This window comes from Nocardia sp. JCM 38205, assembly GCF_058222935.1.
In genome coordinates, this window is the sequence record NZ_JBYHFL010000004.1 from 358,766 (window position 1) to 374,640 (window position 15,875).

The 15,875-nt window shown below is 69.7% G+C and carries 14 protein-coding genes; 4 read left to right on the forward strand and 10 right to left on the reverse strand.

Annotation, left to right across the window (positions count from 1 at the left end; translation table 11 throughout):
* Positions 1-138: 138 nt before the first annotated feature.
* The 4 genes from AC4HOU_RS17215 to AC4HOU_RS17230 all read right to left on the reverse strand — a co-directional run bounded on the left by AC4HOU_RS17215 (position 139) and on the right by AC4HOU_RS17230 (position 4,543).
* The gene (locus tag AC4HOU_RS17215) at positions 139-1,356 is read right to left on the reverse strand and encodes a cytochrome P450 family protein (RefSeq protein WP_195019922.1); all 1,218 of its coding nucleotides are present in this window, start codon (positions 1,354-1,356) and stop codon (positions 139-141) included.
* Between the two features lie 165 nt (positions 1,357-1,521).
* Positions 1,522-2,145, reverse strand: a complete 624-nt coding sequence (locus AC4HOU_RS17220) for an MBL fold metallo-hydrolase (protein WP_163809347.1) — start codon at positions 2,143-2,145, stop codon at positions 1,522-1,524.
* A complete protein-coding gene (locus tag AC4HOU_RS17225; RefSeq protein ID WP_195019923.1) occupies positions 2,142-3,227 on the reverse strand; it encodes an S-(hydroxymethyl)mycothiol dehydrogenase in 1,086 nt (361 codons plus the stop codon). The genes AC4HOU_RS17220 and AC4HOU_RS17225 overlap by 4 nt, the downstream gene beginning before the upstream one ends.
* A 149-nt stretch (positions 3,228-3,376) precedes the next feature.
* Positions 3,377-4,543: a cytochrome P450 gene (locus AC4HOU_RS17230; RefSeq protein WP_195020839.1), complete on the reverse strand. Its 1,167-nt coding sequence runs from the start codon at positions 4,541-4,543 to the stop codon at positions 3,377-3,379.
* 271 nt (positions 4,544-4,814) lie between these two features.
* On the opposite strand from AC4HOU_RS17230, the gene AC4HOU_RS17235 reads away from it, so the two are divergent.
* Positions 4,815-5,366, forward strand: coding sequence for a TetR/AcrR family transcriptional regulator (locus tag AC4HOU_RS17235; RefSeq protein WP_195019924.1), 552 nt, complete (start codon positions 4,815-4,817; stop codon positions 5,364-5,366).
* Between the two features lie 208 nt (positions 5,367-5,574).
* Here AC4HOU_RS17235 and AC4HOU_RS17240 read toward each other — a convergent pair whose 3' ends face one another.
* A complete protein-coding gene (locus AC4HOU_RS17240; RefSeq protein ID WP_195019925.1) occupies positions 5,575-7,320 on the reverse strand; it encodes an ABC transporter ATP-binding protein in 1,746 nt (581 codons plus the stop codon).
* Positions 7,317-9,107 (reverse strand): ABC transporter ATP-binding protein, encoded by a 1,791-nt coding sequence (locus tag AC4HOU_RS17245; RefSeq protein WP_194990226.1) that lies wholly within the window; start codon positions 9,105-9,107, stop codon positions 7,317-7,319. The genes AC4HOU_RS17240 and AC4HOU_RS17245 overlap by 4 nt, the downstream gene beginning before the upstream one ends.
* Positions 9,108-9,343: 236 nt before the next feature.
* Here AC4HOU_RS17245 and AC4HOU_RS17250 point away from each other — a divergent pair, with 236 nt between their 5' ends.
* Positions 9,344-9,949 carry a TetR/AcrR family transcriptional regulator gene (locus AC4HOU_RS17250; RefSeq protein WP_194990225.1) on the forward strand — a complete coding sequence of 202 codons (606 nt, stop codon included), beginning with the start codon at positions 9,344-9,346 and terminating at the stop codon, positions 9,947-9,949.
* 93 nt (positions 9,950-10,042) lie between these two features.
* On the opposite strand, the gene AC4HOU_RS17255 is transcribed toward AC4HOU_RS17250, so the two are convergent.
* Together AC4HOU_RS17255 and AC4HOU_RS17260 are read right to left on the reverse strand one after the other, a co-directional pair.
* The gene (locus AC4HOU_RS17255; protein ID WP_194990224.1) at positions 10,043-10,891 is read right to left on the reverse strand and encodes a GNAT family N-acetyltransferase; all 849 of its coding nucleotides are present in this window, start codon (positions 10,889-10,891) and stop codon (positions 10,043-10,045) included.
* Positions 10,892-10,950: 59 nt separating this feature from the next.
* Positions 10,951-11,226, reverse strand: a complete 276-nt coding sequence (locus tag AC4HOU_RS17260; RefSeq protein ID WP_163809114.1) for a hypothetical protein — start codon at positions 11,224-11,226, stop codon at positions 10,951-10,953.
* Positions 11,227-11,542: 316 nt separating this feature from the next.
* Between AC4HOU_RS17260 and AC4HOU_RS17265 the strand changes: the two genes are divergently transcribed.
* Positions 11,543-12,154 carry a hypothetical protein gene (locus AC4HOU_RS17265; protein ID WP_195019926.1) on the forward strand — a complete coding sequence of 204 codons (612 nt, stop codon included), beginning with the start codon at positions 11,543-11,545 and terminating at the stop codon, positions 12,152-12,154.
* Between the two features lie 265 nt (positions 12,155-12,419).
* Here the strand turns inward: AC4HOU_RS17265 and AC4HOU_RS17270 are convergent, their stop codons facing one another.
* Complete coding sequence (locus AC4HOU_RS17270; protein WP_194990222.1) at positions 12,420-13,547, reverse strand: acyl-CoA dehydrogenase family protein; 1,128 nt, start codon at positions 13,545-13,547, stop codon at positions 12,420-12,422.
* 9 nt (positions 13,548-13,556) lie between these two features.
* A complete protein-coding gene (locus AC4HOU_RS17275; protein WP_014352622.1) occupies positions 13,557-14,729 on the reverse strand; it encodes an acyl-CoA dehydrogenase family protein in 1,173 nt (390 codons plus the stop codon).
* Between the two features lie 242 nt (positions 14,730-14,971).
* Here AC4HOU_RS17275 and AC4HOU_RS17280 point away from each other — a divergent pair, with 242 nt between their 5' ends.
* The gene (locus AC4HOU_RS17280; protein ID WP_228816007.1) at positions 14,972-15,781 is read left to right on the forward strand and encodes a hypothetical protein; all 810 of its coding nucleotides are present in this window, start codon (positions 14,972-14,974) and stop codon (positions 15,779-15,781) included.
* Positions 15,782-15,875 lie beyond the last annotated feature (94 nt).

Below are 15,875 nucleotides of genomic sequence, written 5' to 3' on the forward strand. Positions count from 1 at the left end.
GGCACGGCCACTGTCACCCGGCGACGCCGGGGCAACGGGCACCCACGTGCGCCGAAAGGCCGGGTGGGCGTTTCACCGGCCCGCGTGACGCTCCGGGGCAAGCCCGATGCGTCACGCGGAATCCGCCCGAGGCTCGTATCAGCCCCGGGCAGTACCGAGGTTCACCGGAATGGACAGTGGGCCGATCGTGAAGAACGACGGGGCGTGCGGGATGTCATCCGCATCGATCGCCAGGCTCAGATCGGGGAACCGTCGATACAGGGCGGCCAGCGCGAGGCGGCCCTCCAATCGCGCGAGCGGCGCCCCCACGCAGTAGCGCGGTCCATGCCCGAACCCGAGGTGCGCGGCCTTCTCGCGGTTGATGTCGAACTGGTTCGCGGTATCACCGTGCTGCTCGGGATCGACACCCGCAGCCTGATAGACCACCCCCACCGCGTTGCCCTTGGGTATGGGTACACCGGCGATGGTCACGTCCTGGAGGGTGAACCGGAAGCTCGTCATCATCACCGAGTGCCGATAGCGCAGGGTCTCCTCGACGACCTCGGCCCACCGGTCCTGCGCCTTGGTCGTCGCGAGCTGATCGGGATGCTGCGACAGCGCGACCACGGCATTGCCGAGCAGATACACGGTCGTCTCGTGCCCGGCGATGAGCATCAGCCACAACACCGCGACCAGTTCGTCGGTGGTGAGCCGCTCCCCGTCGTCGCGAGCGCGAACGAGATCGGTGGTGAGGTCGTCACCGGGCTCGTTCTCCTTGCGCCGCACCAGTTCGTACAGGTACCCACGCAGCGCGACCTGGGTGTCGAAGGCTTCCTCGGCCGTGGCGTTCTGCGACAGCGAGGCCAGCGTCCACCGGCGCAGCTGGGCCCGCTCGGACTCGGGCACCCCGAACAGTTCACTGATCACGGCCATCGGCAGCGCGTCGCAGAAGGCGGGTACCAGATCGACCCCGTCTCCGGCCCGCTCGACATCGTCCAGCAGTCCGTCGATGAGCTGCTGGATGCGCGGTTCCAGCGCACGTACCCGGGCGGGTGTGAAGCCCTTGCCGACCAGCCCGCGCAACCGGCGGTGGTCCGCGCCGTCCTTGGTGGACAGGTGATCGCCCTGGACGATGGCCCGGAACGGCCAGTCCTCGGGGATCGATCCGTCATAGAGCCCGGGCCAGTGCTTCGGGTCGCGGGCGAAGGTCTTGTTGTCGCCGGCGAGGATCTCCTCGACCGCCTTGTGCGTCAGCGCCAGATAGGCGGGCACTCCACCGGGAAACTCGACTTCGACGACGGGAGCGATCTTCTGTAGTCGGCGACAGGTATCGAGTGGCCGTTCGTCGGCGGCGGGAAAAGCAGGCAGGCTCGTCATGGCTGTGGCCCTTCGAGACAGCGCAATCTATGCGGCGCGTGGTCGATGAAATACCTTGCGCCGGATATCCTCTCAGAATTCCCGCCCGCGTCGACCCGGCGATTGCCACGGCTGGTGAGCGCTTATCCGCCATCGGCAGAACAGGTTTCGCTGCCCGTCCGCCGATCAGGACTCGGTGTCCGCCGAGGCCGGGACATTCGCGCGCTCGGCGCCCAGCGTGGTGTCGGGCCCGTGCCCGGTGTGCACCACCGTCTCCTCCGGCAGCGCGAACAACCGGTTGTTGATCGAGGCCAGGATGGTCGGGTAGTCCGAGTACGAGCGGCCGGTGGCCCCCGGCCCGCCCTCGAAAAGGGTGTCGCCGCTGAACACTTCGCCGAGCTCGGGCAGGTAGAGGCAGCAGGAGCCGGGGGAATGGCCCGGCGTGTGGAGCACCTCGAGATGCGTGGAGCCGACCTCGAGCCGCTGCCGATCAGCGAGCGCGGTGTATTCGATGCCCGGATGGGTCTGCTGCCACAGCACGTCATCGTCGGGATGCAGGTGGATCGGCGCGCCGGTGGCGGCCGACAGCTGCGGAGCGACGGTGACATGGTCGTTGTGGGCGTGCGTGCACACGATGGCGGTGACGTGCCTGCCCGCGACCGCGTCCAGGATCGGGCGGGCGTCGTGGGCGGCGTCGATGATCAGCACCTCGTTGCCGTCGCCGACCAGCCAGATGTTGTTGTCCACATCCCAGCAGCCGCCGTCCAGGCAGAACTGGCCGGAGGTGACGATGCGCTCCACCCGCGTCACAGCACGACCACCGAACGCAGCACCTTGCCGCCGTGCATGGTGTGGAACGCCGCTTCCACGGCGTCGAGCCCGATTCGTTCGGTGACGAACTTCTCCAGCGGCAGCCTGCCCTGCCGATACAGCTCGATCAGCGTGGGGAAATCACGTTCGGGCAGGCAGTCGCCGTACCAGGAGGATTTGAGCGCGCCACCGCGGCTGAAGAAATCGATCAGCGGCATCTCGAGGGTCATGTCCGGAGTCGGCACGCCCACCAGGACGACGGTGCCCGCCAGGTCGCGGGCGTAGAACGCCTGCTTCCAGGTTTCCGGGCGGCCGACCGCGTCGATCACCACGTCGGCGCCGAAACCGCCGGTGAGTTCCTGGATTTCGGCCACCGCGTCGGCAGTGGATGCGTCGATGACGTGGGTGGCACCCAGTTCGCGGGCCGCGTCGAGCTTGCTCGGGTCGCGGTCGACGGCGATGATCGTCGTCGCACCCGCCAGCCGCGCGCCCGCGATCGCCGCATCGCCGACACCGCCGCAGCCGATCACGGCCACCGAATCACCGCGGCCCACAGTGCCGGTGTTCATCGCCGCGCCGAGCCCGGCCATCACACCGCAGCCGAGCAGTCCGGCGACGGCCGGATCGGTCTCCGGATCGACCTTGGTGCACTGACCCTCGTGCACCAGCGTCTTGTCGGCGAACGCCCCGATGCCGAGGGCGGGGGTGAGCTCGGTGCCGTCCTCGAGCGTCATCGGCTTGCTGGCGTTGAAGGTGTCGAAGCAGTACCAGGGCCGCCCCCGCTTACAGGCGCGGCACTGCCCGCAGACCGCCCGCCAGTTCAGCACCACGAAATCGCCCACCTCGACATGGGTGACCGATTCCCCGACCGTCTCCACGATGCCCGCCGCCTCGTGCCCGAGCAGGAACGGGAATTCGTCGTTGATGCCGCCCTCACGGTAGGTCAGATCGGTGTGGCACACCCCGCACGCCTGCACCCGCACCACCACATCGTTGGGGCCGGGATCCGGGATCACGACCGTGACGAGTTCCACCGGAGCACCCGATCGACGGGCGATGACACCTCGGACGTTCTGCGGCACGATCTCTCCTCTCTGCGCGGCGCGGCCCGAGCGGGCCACTGCTCTCACCGTAGCCGGACGTATGGCCGGAAGTCGGCCATCCCCGCCTCGAGTACCGGTGACCGGAACCGAAGTGACACAGGCGTCGCCGGAGCCGCCCCTGCCGCCGGTCAGCGCTGCCGGATCCACAATGGCAGCCGAGCGTGCCGACGGACCATCAGGCTGGGAACCCACTGCGGCGGGGCATCGTCCACCAGGCCGAATCCGCTGCTGCGCGTGAGCAGCACGGTGATCGCGGCCAGTGCTTCCATCCTGGCCAGGGCAGCGCCGATGCAGAAATGCGCGCCCTTGCCGAACGCCAGGGTGGTGCGGCCGGAGCGGTCGATATCGACGATGTCGGGCTCGGCGAAGGTGCCGGGGTCGCGGTTGGCCGCGCCCCACATCAGCAACAGATGACCGCCCGCGGGCAGCACCACTCCGCCGAGCGTGGTCTCCCGGGTGATATGGCGATGGTGTCCGCGAAACGGCGATTCCACCCGCGCCACTTCCTCGAGGAAGGCCGGGATCGCGGCGGTGTCGGTGCGCAGCCGATCCTGTAAGACCGGGTGCTCGGCCAGGATCCGCGCCGCGTTCGCGATCAGGCCCGCCGTCGACTCGCCGCCCGCGCCCACCAGCTGCACCAGGATCAGCACGGCGACCTCGGGTTCGAGATCACCGCGCCGGCACGCCGAAGCGAGCACGTCCAGCAGGCCCGGCACGGTGCCTTCCGGGCGCGCGAGGGCGCGGGCGAGCTGATCATGCAGATAGCCGGCCAGTTCGGCGGCGGAGGTGACCAGCCGCGGGAGCCGCCCCTCGGCGACGATGCCACCGAGCATCTCGGTGCTGTCATAGGCCCAGGCGAGCAACCGCGGCACGTCCGGCGATGGCAATCCGATGATGTCGGCGACCACCCCGAGCGGCAGCCGGTCGGCGATCCCGGTGGCGATATCGATGCGATCGCCGCGCAGTTGCTCCTGCCAGAGCCGGTCGACCAGGTCGTGCACCAGCTGCCCGAGGCCGCGTACGCGCGCGCCGAGATACGGGAAGACCAGCTTGCGGTGTGCGGCGTGCACCGGATCGTCTGCTGTGGCCAGCACATGAACGGCCCGACCACCACCGTCGATATCGAAGACCAGCGGCGGGCCTTCCGGCTGGTGGATCATCACCCCGGTCAGGTTCGAGGAGAAGTCCTCCACCCGGGTGGCCGCCTCGGTCACCAGGTCCCAGGACGTCACCAGGAAGAAGTCGGTTCCAGGAACCCGCCACACCGGCGACTGCTCGCGCAGCATCCGGTACATCGGATACGGGTCGTCCAGATACGCCGGGTCGAAGATGTCGATATCGCTCGGTGCCACCACTGCGCGCTCCCGCTCTCGTCTGCCGTTACCGGGTTCGACGCTGCGCTGTTGCCGATACCCGGGTCAACAGTGGTCTCGCCTCGAGACATCCGGCAGAGAGCCCCGAGGTGACGTCATCGACCCTCCGGGGGATTTCGCCGGGTTACGGGGGTACACAAATTATGGAGGTTGTCTCATCCTGAGACGACAACCGATCTCAGGAGGCGCCGGCATGGCTCAGCACCACGGAGACTGGCTCACCGGCGGCGATCGCCGCGCGGCCGCTGTCGCACGCATCGAAGCCGCCGCCACCGAATTGTTCCTCGAACGCGGCATCGATGACGTCGGCGTGGACGAGGTGGCCGCACGGGCCGGTTGCTCGCGGGCCACCCTCTACCGCCATGTCGGCGGGAAGGCCGCCCTCGTCGACGCCGTCCTCGCGCACTCGGCGGCCACCGTCTCCGAGCGCGTCGCCGCCGCGATCGGCAGTCACACCGGTCCACGCCGCGTGGTCGAAGCCATTCTGGCCTCGGTGGCGGCGATCCGCGCCGATCCCGTGCTGTACCGCTGGCTTGCCTCCCGCGCCACCGGCGAGGAAGCGCTCACCGGCTCCCCCGTGCTGTCCCGAATCGCCGCCACCCTCACCGGCGCCCCCGACGACGAAGCGGCGCAATGGATCGTGCGAGTGGTGCTGGCCCTGCTCACCTGGCCCCTCCCCGACGCCGCCACCGAACGCCAGGTGGTGCGGCGCTTCGTGGCACCGGGTTTCGCCACCCGGCGCTGACCCGAGGTGCCTGCTGCTGTTCGGATTACAGCAGGCCCCAGGCCTGCAACAGGTAGGTCACGTTGGCGGCCAGCGATGTGACGGTGTTCGCCAGGTTCAGTGCCGACGAACCGAGATCGATGATGTTCACGTCTTCCTCCTCATGCGGCCCGACCCTTTACCCACCGTAGTGACGGCGCAAACCGGTGGCATCCGCCTATCGGATGAATCACGACACGACCTGAGACCGATCCCCGCTCGCGCCGCCGGCCCCGCTGCCGACGGACATGCCCCAGAACTCGGCGAAGCGACCACCCTTGCGCAGCAGATCCGCAGGGGACCCCGCCTCCACGATCCGGCCGTCGTCGAGGAAGACGACGTGGTCGGCGGTGCGCACGGTGTGCAGCCGATGAGCCACCAGCACCACCGTGCGCCCGGCCATCAGGCGTTCGATGCCACGGTGCACGGCCGCTTCGTTGGCCGGATCCAGGGCGGAGGTCACCTCGTCGAGCAGCACGATGGGCGCGTCCTTCAGCAGGGCGCGGGCAATGCACACGCGCTGACGTTCACCACCGGACAACCGGGCACCGGCTTCACCGACCTCGGCGCGCCACCCGCCGGGCAGTCGTTCGATCACCTCGTCCAGCTGGGCAGCGCTCGCGGCGGCGCGGACTTCGGCGTCGGTGGCGTCGGGCCTGCCGAGCCGGATGTTGTCTTCGATGGTGCCGTCGAAGAGGTAGACGTCCTGGAAGACGACGGCGATCTGCGCCATCAGGGCGGCGGTGCCGAGGTCGCGGACATCGACACCGCCCACTCGCACGGCGCCGGCGTCCACATCGTGAAAGCGCGCGATGAGGTGCAGCAGGGTGCTCTTGCCCGCCCCGGAGGGCCCGACGATCGCCACCCGACGGCCCTGCGGCACGGTCAGATTCAGCTCGTCGATCACCGTGCGGCCGCCACGACGGAAGGTGACCGCGTCGAACTCCAGCTCGTGGCCGCTCGGCCGGGCCGGGTGCGCGGGCTCCGGCAGCGGCTCGGTGCGCAGCAGCGCGTCGATCCGGACGAGTTGTGCGCGTGCGCTGCGGAGTTTGCCGCCGATGTCGGCCAGCGCGAGCACGGGGTCGGCGCAGCGGGCCGCGAGCACCAGGATCGCCAGGACCTCGACGGCGCCGAGGGTTCCGCCCACAGCGAGGTAGGCCCCGAGGGCCAGCAGCGCGGTGAACATCGCCTGGACGGTGACGGTGAGACCGACGACCCCGGGCAGGGCCGACAGCGCGGAGCGGCGGGCGGCACGCTCGATGCCGCGCAGCGCGTCGTCGAGCAGGCCGAATCGCTCGGTGGTGCGCCCGCCCGCCCGCAGCACCGGCTGTGCCTGGAGGTATTCGATGACGCGACCGGCGGCCTGCCGGTCGCGGTCGTGGCGTTCGGCGTCGGCGGCCGCCATCGCCGGTGCGGTCCGAGACTGGATCGCCGCCACGAGCGGCACCGCGATCAGGGCGGCAAGGCCGAGCCGCCAGTCGACGACGGCGATCACGACGACGATCGTCAGCGGCGTCACGACCGCGGCGATGAACGGCGCGAGCAGATGCGCGATCACACTCATCGCTTCCAGCACGCCCCGGCTGGCCAGCACCGACACCTCACCCACCCGGTCACGCCCGTACCAGCCGATCGGCAGCCGGGCCAGATGATCGCCGAGCCGGTGATAGGTACCGCGCAGCAGCGTGGTTCCGGCCCGGAATCCGGCCAGATCGCTCACATAGCGCAGCACCGCGTAACCGGCGACGGCGGCGGCGAATACCGCGAGCCACGGCCGGGCGTTGCCGGGGCTGCTTCCGAACAACTCCCGCAGCACCGGGACCAGGAGGGCGTAGGCCGATCCTTCGGCGATGGCGGTGACGGTCATCAGGACCACGGCGCGGCGCACCGGACCGGCGTACGTATGCCCGAGCACGCGCAGCAGCAGGGCGATCATGGCAGTTCAGCTCCTCGATGTGTGCGCCAGAATTCGGCGAATGCGCCGTCGGCTGCCAGAAGTCGGGCGGGCGCGCCGCGCTCGACGATCTCGCCGTCGCGCAGCAGGACGACGGTGTCGGCGTCGGCGATGGTCTCCAGCCGGTGGGCGATGATCAGCAGGGTCCGCTCACCGCGCAGTGTCGACAGGGTCCGGCGTACCGCGTGTTCGGTCAGCGGGTCGGCGAATGCGGTGGCCTCGTCCAGGACGAGGATCGGCGTGTCCGCCAGCAGCGCACGGGCGAGCGAGAGCCGCTGTGCCTCACCGCCGGACAGTCCGGCGTCGACGCCGAGCACCGTGTCGTAGCCGTGTGGCAGTTCGAGAATCCGCTGGTGGATTCCCGCGAGCCGGGCGGCCCGCACCACCTGCTCGCGCTCGGCATGCGGCACGGCGAGAGCGATATTGTCGGCTACCGAGGCGCGCAGCAGCCGCACGTCCTGGAAGACGAACGAGACGGTCCGGTAGAGCGCGGAGCTGCCGATCTCGCGCAGGTCGACCCCGCCGATGCTGATGCTGCCGTGCGTCGGATCGAAGAACCGCGGAAGCAGTTGCACCAGGGTGGATTTGCCGCTGCCCGACGGTCCCGCGAGCGCGGTGACCGTGCCCGGTTCGAGCACCAGGTCGATGCCGCGCAGCACCTCGTGGCCGGAGTCGTAGGCGAATCGGACATCGCGCAGCTGCACCCGATGGCCTCGTGGCGCGACCGGGCGCGCTGGTTCGGGTAACGGCTCGACGTCGAGCACCGCACGGACCCGGCCGAGCGCACGGCCGGCCGCTTGCAGATCGTCGAATCCGTGGCCGAGCGCCGCGACCGGTGCGGTCAAGCCCAGCCCGAGCAGCAGGAACGGCAGCAGGTCCGCGGCCGCCAGGCTGCCGCCGGTGATCAATGCCGCGCCGCCCGTCAACACCACGAGCAGCACGAACGGCGGCGACAACGCCAATTGCATCCCGGCGGCGATCGGGGAGATGCCGCGCACCCAGCGCACGAAGGTGCCGGCGAAATCGTCCACCGCCGTGCGGAATCGGCGGTGCGCGCGGTCACCACCGCCGAAGGCTTTCACCACCGCGATGCCTTGGACGAACTCGACCGCGGTGTCGGCGATACGCCCCATCGCCGCATCGAATTCCTGCTGTTCGCGCTGCCGGGCCGGAGTCATCATCAACGGAACCAGGGCCACCGCCAGCAGCACCGGGATCAGCGTGATCAGGGTGAGCCGCCAATCGACGGTGAGCAGATAGATCAGCGACACCAGCGGCACCACGAACGCTGACACCAGCTCACCGGGAGCATGCGCGATGAACGGATGCACCGCGCTCACATCCTCGCCGACCACCTTGGCCAGCTCGCCGGTGCGGCGCCGGGCGAGCAGACCCATCGGCACGCGGCCCAGATGTGCGGCGAGCCGCCGGCGCAGCGACAACTGCACCCGGCCGTCGAGAACGTGCCCGAGCCCGGACGAGGCGGCCGTGAACAGCAGCCGGACGGACAGGCCGCCCGCCCCGAGCAGCACCGCCGCCCAGACCCGGCCGTCATCGATCGGGCCGGGTGACAGCAGCACCCGGCCCAGCTCCACCACGGCGATCAGCGGCGCCAGCCCGGCAACAGCACCGATGACTTGCAGGCCGATGACGGCGGCGAAGCCCCGAACGTGCGGGCGCAGCAGCGCCGCTGCCGAGGTGTCGTTCGTACGGGCGGATCGCGGTTCGGACGATGCGGTCGGCGCATCGGCGAGGTCGGTGGCGGTCATGTCAGTCCCCTCGCGTGGCGCCTCCGGGCAACTGCCGGGACGGGTTCGTGGTGGCCGGGTCGATGCATGGCACCGGTCCTTCGGGGTGGGGCGGTCTGCGCGATCGGTGCGCGCGGGTCGCAGGTTTCAGAAAGTCACTGTCTCTAGAGAGTGACTGTACGATCCTGTTTACAGACAGTCAATGTCTGAAAGACAGCCTCATGCTCCAGACAGTTACTTGCTGATACCGTGATCACATGAGCGGACTTCGCGAACGCTGGCGCGTCAAGGCGATGCACACCATCCAGGAACGAGCCCTCGACCTCTTCGACGAGAAGGGCTTCAGCGCCGTCACCATCGACGAGATCGCCGCGGCCGCCGAGGTGTCACCGTCGACGGTCTATCGCCTCTTCGGCACAAAAGAGGGGATCATCGTCGCCGACGAATTCGACACGCTCAGCGCGGAGGAGATCGAAGCGATGGTCGACCCGCGCGATCCCATCGCCAGCCTGCTGCGCTCGGTACGCAGCGACGAAGCCGCCGACGAACCCGACACGAAAGACACCACCGACGCCGCGGGGCCGTGGCGCCGTATTCGATACCACTTCACCGAGCCGTCGGTGCGGATGGCCGCCTGCGCCTCGGCCGACCGCACCGCGCAACGGCTCACCCCACTGATCGCGTCGACCGGCCGGCTCACCGACACCCAGGCCCGGGTAGCCGCCAACGCGTTGGCGTTCGGATATTTCGCCGCCCTCGAACAGTGGTACCTCGATGGCGGCACCCGCCCCGTCGCCGATTACGTCGAGGACGGACTGCGACCGCTGCGCGGCATCTGGCCGGCCGGCGAGACTTCGGCCTGACGAAGCACCAGCGGCCCGAGCCGGTCCGGCCGCCGCCGCGACGCCGAACGGATCGTCACCGGAAACGACGCCGAGCGGACGCCTCCGAACCGCTCACCGCTCAGCGGATCCGGCGCTGGCGAACCGGAACGCGGTGTAGTCGCCGACCGGCCGGAAACCCAGCCTGCGGTAGAGCCGATTGGTGAGGTCGTTGGCGGTGTCGGCGAACAGGCACACATCGACGGATTCGGCCAGCACCACCCGCGAGACGTGCGCGGTGAGCGCACTCGCGTATCCCTTGCCACGGGCGATCGGCGGAGTGAACACGGGCCCGATGCGCGACCAGCCGAACGACGGCAGCTGGCGGGCGACGAGACTCACGGGTGCGCCGCCGTCTTCCCACAACCACCACGAGCCCGCGCGGATCCGTGCGCGCAGCGCGTCGGCCGACGGGGCGCCGGCCGGGATGCCGGTCTCGACGCGCATGGCCGTCATCCACGACATGCACAGGTCCAGATCCGCTTCGGTGGCTTGCCTGGCGGAGCCGGGCACGGAGGGTGCGATGAGATCACCCAGCCGGTACAGCGTGGTGTCGAAGGCGGGAACCGGGTCGCCACCCTGCGCCGCGCACCAGTGCTCGGCGAAGGCTTCGGCGACGGCGGTCGGGCCTTCCACTCCACCGGCATCCGGTGCGGTGGCGGCGAAGGTGTCCGCGACGGCGGCGATGACATCCGGCGAGAGCGCGCCGAGGTAGATATCACGACGGCCGGCCCGCATGGCGATGCCGGTGGCGCCGCCGTTGCGTGCGGTGACGAACACCGGCGGCACCGGCGGGCTGTCCAGCCCGGAGGCGATGTTGTTGACGGTCGTGGCGATCACCGTGTGCCGCAAGGGATCCTCGCGCAGCACCGCGGCGGCCCGATCGCGGAATCGGACGGCATCGCCAGTGGTCTCGATCTCCATGGATCCAGGCTAGAGAACGAAGCCTGGTGCGTGCCCGCGCTTTTCGGCGGGCTCGCCGGTCAGCTCGCGGCCGCGGAGCCGGCCGCGTCGGCCCGCAGTTTGAGCAGGATCAGGCCGGTGGTGCAGGCCAGAATGAGCCCGGCGACGGTGATTTCGACGTGCAGACCCGCGATGCCGAGAATCGCACCGACGAGCCCACCGATGAAGAACACCCAGGCCAGCACCCGCGATACGACGGCGGGTACGGCACGTGCGGGTGCGTCGCCGAGATCCGGCGACGGCGCCGTGGCCGGTGCGGCCGCGGCGGACAGGGGGGTGGTCGAAGAAGCTCCCATCATCTACTCCTCGATGACGCCGTTCTGAGTAATTCCGTGCGCGCCAACCGCTCGATGCGCTCTCATCCAGGTTTCAGGCGTCTCACGCGTAACTTGCATCACATACGCTACGACCACAACGAATGAATCCTGCCGCACCCGGCTGCGCGACACGCCGAGGTGACCACTTCGTTATCTGACCTAACAATGTTTCAGAGCCGGTTCGTGGTAGCCGATCAGCCACCGGCACATGCGGATAACGCCGACCACCATCTGGCCGGGACAGCGGGGCTCGTCTAGGGTGAGCGCGACTCGTACTTACCCAGGAGCGTCACCGATGGAGAGCAACAGGGCGAAAATCGTCGGTCCCGTGGCGGCCGCCGGTGCCGTGTCCCTCGGTCTGGTCCTCATCGGCGCCTGCGGCGTCGGCAGCGAGGACACCTACGTCGCGCCACCACCGATCCGTTCCGGGTCGCATGCCCCGGCGCCGGTCGTCGAGGGCACCACCATCACCGCGTCGAAGGTGATCATTCCGCCCTCGCCCACCTGGAAGATCGCCCCCGATCCCGGCCCGCGCCGCACCCTGCCCGCGCACTGGGCCACCGAGATCCCCGACGAGGATTCCACCGACAGCGTCGACGAGGACTCGGAGACCACTACCCGCCGGCCGCGCGCCCAGCGCACCACGACGACGGAGCCGCCGGCCACCACCGAGGACTGGGAACCCACCAGCACCCCCACCACGCGCCCGGCCCGGACCACCCGCCCGCTGCCGACCTACGAGCCGGACGGCGCGGATCGGGAAAGCCCCGACCCGGAGACGACGACGTTCATCCGGCCGACGACCCGGCCCGCCTTCACCGAACTGCCGGACCTACCCGAATCGGGATACCCGCAGCCGACTCCGCGTGCGCCGCACGTCGCGCCGACGCGGCCCGGCGAGAACTGAGTCGACCCGGTAGCCGTCCTCCGGTCACCGGGCATCACGACCGCTCAGGCCGCATCCGGCACGCGGCCCGCCATCCGGCACCCGGCCCGGCACCCGGCATCCCGAGCTGCATCCGGCGCCGGCCGGGCACCCGACGTCCGGCATCCGGCCCGGCACCCGGCACCCGGCACCCGGCACCCGGCACGGGAGTATCAGCGTCCACCTTCACCGTGAAACAGCGAACGGCCCCGGTGAGCGCACCGGGGCCGTTCTACCGTGCGACTACTTACAGTTCCGGCAACTCGTAGTTACCCACCTGCGACGCGAGCACATTGAGGTGCTCGAGCCCACCGCCGAGCGTGCGCTCGATGGCGGTGAGGCGGGCAACGTAGTGGCCCACCGGGTATTCGGCCGTGACACCGATGCCGCCGTGCATCTGGATGGCCTCCTGACCGACGTGGCGCGCGGATCGGCCCACCTGCAACCGGGCCCGCGAGACCGTGACGGCGTCGTCCTTGCCGTCGGCCAGCGACGCGGTGAGGTAGAGGCTCATGCTGCGCGCCAACTCCAGCGACACATACATATTGGCCGCGCGCTGGGTCAGCGTCTGGAACTTCGACAGGGTGACCCCGAACTGCTTGCGCGTCTTCAGGTATTCGGTGGTCAGCCGCAGCGCCTCCTCCATGGCGCCGATGGATTCGGCGCACAGACCGGCCTGAGCCTGCGCGAGCACCGACCGCACCGCGGCGGAGGAATCGGCGTTGTCGCCGAGCAGTTCCGCCGGGCTGGAATCGAATTCGAGCTGGGCGCCGCGCTGCCCGTCGACGGTGGCGTACGGGGTGCGGTTGACACCCTTGGCGTCGGCGGCGACCAGGAACAGGCCGACACCACCGTCCGGCAGGGCCGCGCTGACCACGAACTCGTCCGCGCAATCAGCGTGTGCGACCGGGTTCTTCACACCCGCGAGCACATAGGCGTCGCCCTGCGGCACCGCGCGCGTGGTGATCTCCGCCGAGGGCCAGCGGATACCCGGTTCGGCATGCGCGAAGGCGAGCAGCTTGTCACCGGCGGCCAGCCCCGGCAGGATCCGCTGCCGCTGGTCGGCCGTACCCGCCGCGGCCACCAGCCCACCCGGTACGAGCACCGCGTCCAGGATCGGTTCGGGCGCGAGCCTGCGCCCGACTTCCTCGAGGACCAGCATGGTCTCCACCGGACCGGCGCCCATGCCGCCGTCCTCCTCGGAGAAGCTCAACCCGAGCACCCCGAGTTCGGCCAGCTGACGCCACACATCGCGGCTCCAGCCGAGCTCGGTCTCGGTGACCTTCAGCCGGGTTTCGGCATCGTAGGTGCGGGCCAGCAGTTCGCGGACGGTGTCGCGCAGCATGACCTGTTCATCGGTGAGATCGAAATCCATGGTGTCGCCTCACAATCCGAGGATCGTGGAGGCGATGATGGTGCGCTGCACCTCGCTCGAACCTCCGTAGATGGTTGTCTTGCGATAGTTCAGGTAGCCGGGGCCGCTGCGCTGGGCCCAGCCGGGCGAGGCGATGTCGTCCGCGCCGACCGGAAGGGCGTCCGGGCCGGCGATGTCGAGCAGCAGCTCGGTGGCCGCCTGCTGCAATTCCGAACCACGCAGCTTCAACACCGACGACGCCGGATTCGGCTTGCCGTCCGAGGAGTTGGAGACCACCCGCAGCTGCGTCAGCTCCAGCGCCAGCAGTTCGTTCTCCAGTTCGGCCACCCGCGCGGCGAACAGCGGATCGTCGAGCAGAGTGCCCGACCCCGACCGGGTGGCGGCGGCGTATTCCTTGGCCACCCCGATCTTGACCTTGGTCCGGCCGACGCCGGTGATGCCGGTGCGCTCGTTGCCGAGCAGGAACTTCGCGTAGGTCCAGCCCATGTTCTCCTCACCGACCAGCTGATCGGCGGGCACCCGGACGTTTTCGAAGAAGACCTCGTTCACCTCGTAGCCGCCGTCGATCAGCTTGATCGGGCGGATGGTGACGCCGGGCGATTTCACATCGAAGAGCAGGAACGAGATACCGGCCTGCTTCTTCGGCGCGTTCGGGTCGGTGCGGACCAGGCAGAAGATCCAGTCCGCGTACTGGGCCAGCGTGGTCCAGATCTTCTGGCCGTTGACGATGTAGGAATCGCCGTCGCGCACCGCGGTGGTGCGCAGCGAGGCCAGGTCCGAGCCGGCATCGGGTTCGGAGAAGCCCTGGCACCACCAGATATCGAGCGCGGCGGTGGGCGGCAGGAAGCGCTGCTTGAGCTCTTCGGAACCGAAGTGGGCGATGACCGGGCCCACCATCTGGGCGTTGAACGTCAGCGGCTCCGGCACGCAGGCGAGTTGCATCTCGTCCTGCCAGATGTGGCGCTGCATCGGCGTCCAGTCCTTGCCGCCCCAGGCCACCGGCCAGTTGGGCACGGCCAGGCCGTTGTCGTTGAGGATCTTATGCGCGGTGACGATGTCCTCGCGTGACAGCTCGTGGCCGTATTTGACCCGGTCACGGATGTCGGCGGGGATCTCGTTGCGATAGAACGTGCGCAGCTCGTCGCGGAAGGCGACGTCGTCGGGGGAAAGGGCTAGTTTCATACGCATCTCCCTGCGTGTCTCGTATCTCCCGGACCAACCTACCCCTTGGAGATCGTGCATTGTCGAGTGGATCACAACCGGGCGACACGCGTACCGATGCTCTGATGGGCTGATCTGCGCCGTCGCCGCGAGCAACCCCGGCGGACAGCTGCCACCCCTGGTACGTTGCTGCACGGGACGCGGGCCGTCCCGTGGTTCGGATCGAGGGAGTTGAGTCAGTGAACGGCAGAACCATCGCACGTGTGACCGCGGCCACGGCTTGCCTGGGAGTAGGCGCCGCCCTGACGTTCACCGCGACGGCCACCGCCGATCCGGCGCCGACCCCGGTCGAGAAGGGACTGACCGCGCTCGCCGACCGCGCCGAAGGCGACAAGGCCGCGACCGCGGGTGTCGGGGCGCTGCGCGACTACACCGAGCTGGTCGATGTGGCGAAGCTGCGCGAGATCAACGGCGCCTTCGCCCCCTTCGCCTATCCGGCGCCCACCTTCGGTTGCGGCGTCAACGGCCTGGTCACCACGATCATCGGCGCGGGAACGGCGAACGGCCCCAGCGCCAACGTCGGCCTCAACAGCGCGCCGGGCACCCTCATGTTCCACGCCACGCCCGCGCATTCCGGCGTCCCGCTGTCCTCGGGCCTGGTGGTGGCGTGGGTGAACATCAACAACGGGGCCAGCGGCATCGACATGCTCGACGAGCGCACCGAACTCGGCACCCCGGCGCTGGCCAAGACCGTCAACAGCGGGCCGGGCACGGTGCTGGCCTCCATGTGGGGCACCATCGATTACCCCGGCGCGCGCTGCGTGATGATGCCCACCGTCGGCACGTTCTCCGTGGCCGAGCAGCCGGTGCAGCTGCCGCCGCCCGCCGAGAGCCCGGCACCGGCTCCCGGCCCGGCCCCGGCGCCCGCACCCGGCGATTCCGGCAATGCCGGTTCCGGCGAAGCCGTGGCGCCGCCCGCACCCGAGCCCGCTCCGGCGCCCGCTCCTGCCGCGACCACCGCGCCGCCCAAGCCGCAGGTTCCTGCCGGCACTCAGGTGCAGGGCGGGCGCTGAGCGTAACGGGCCGTCCGACCCGGGCGGCCCGTACTACTCTCGGCCGCCACACCCCCGCCTGCGCGGGGACCACTGCTGATCCGGCAGATCCATC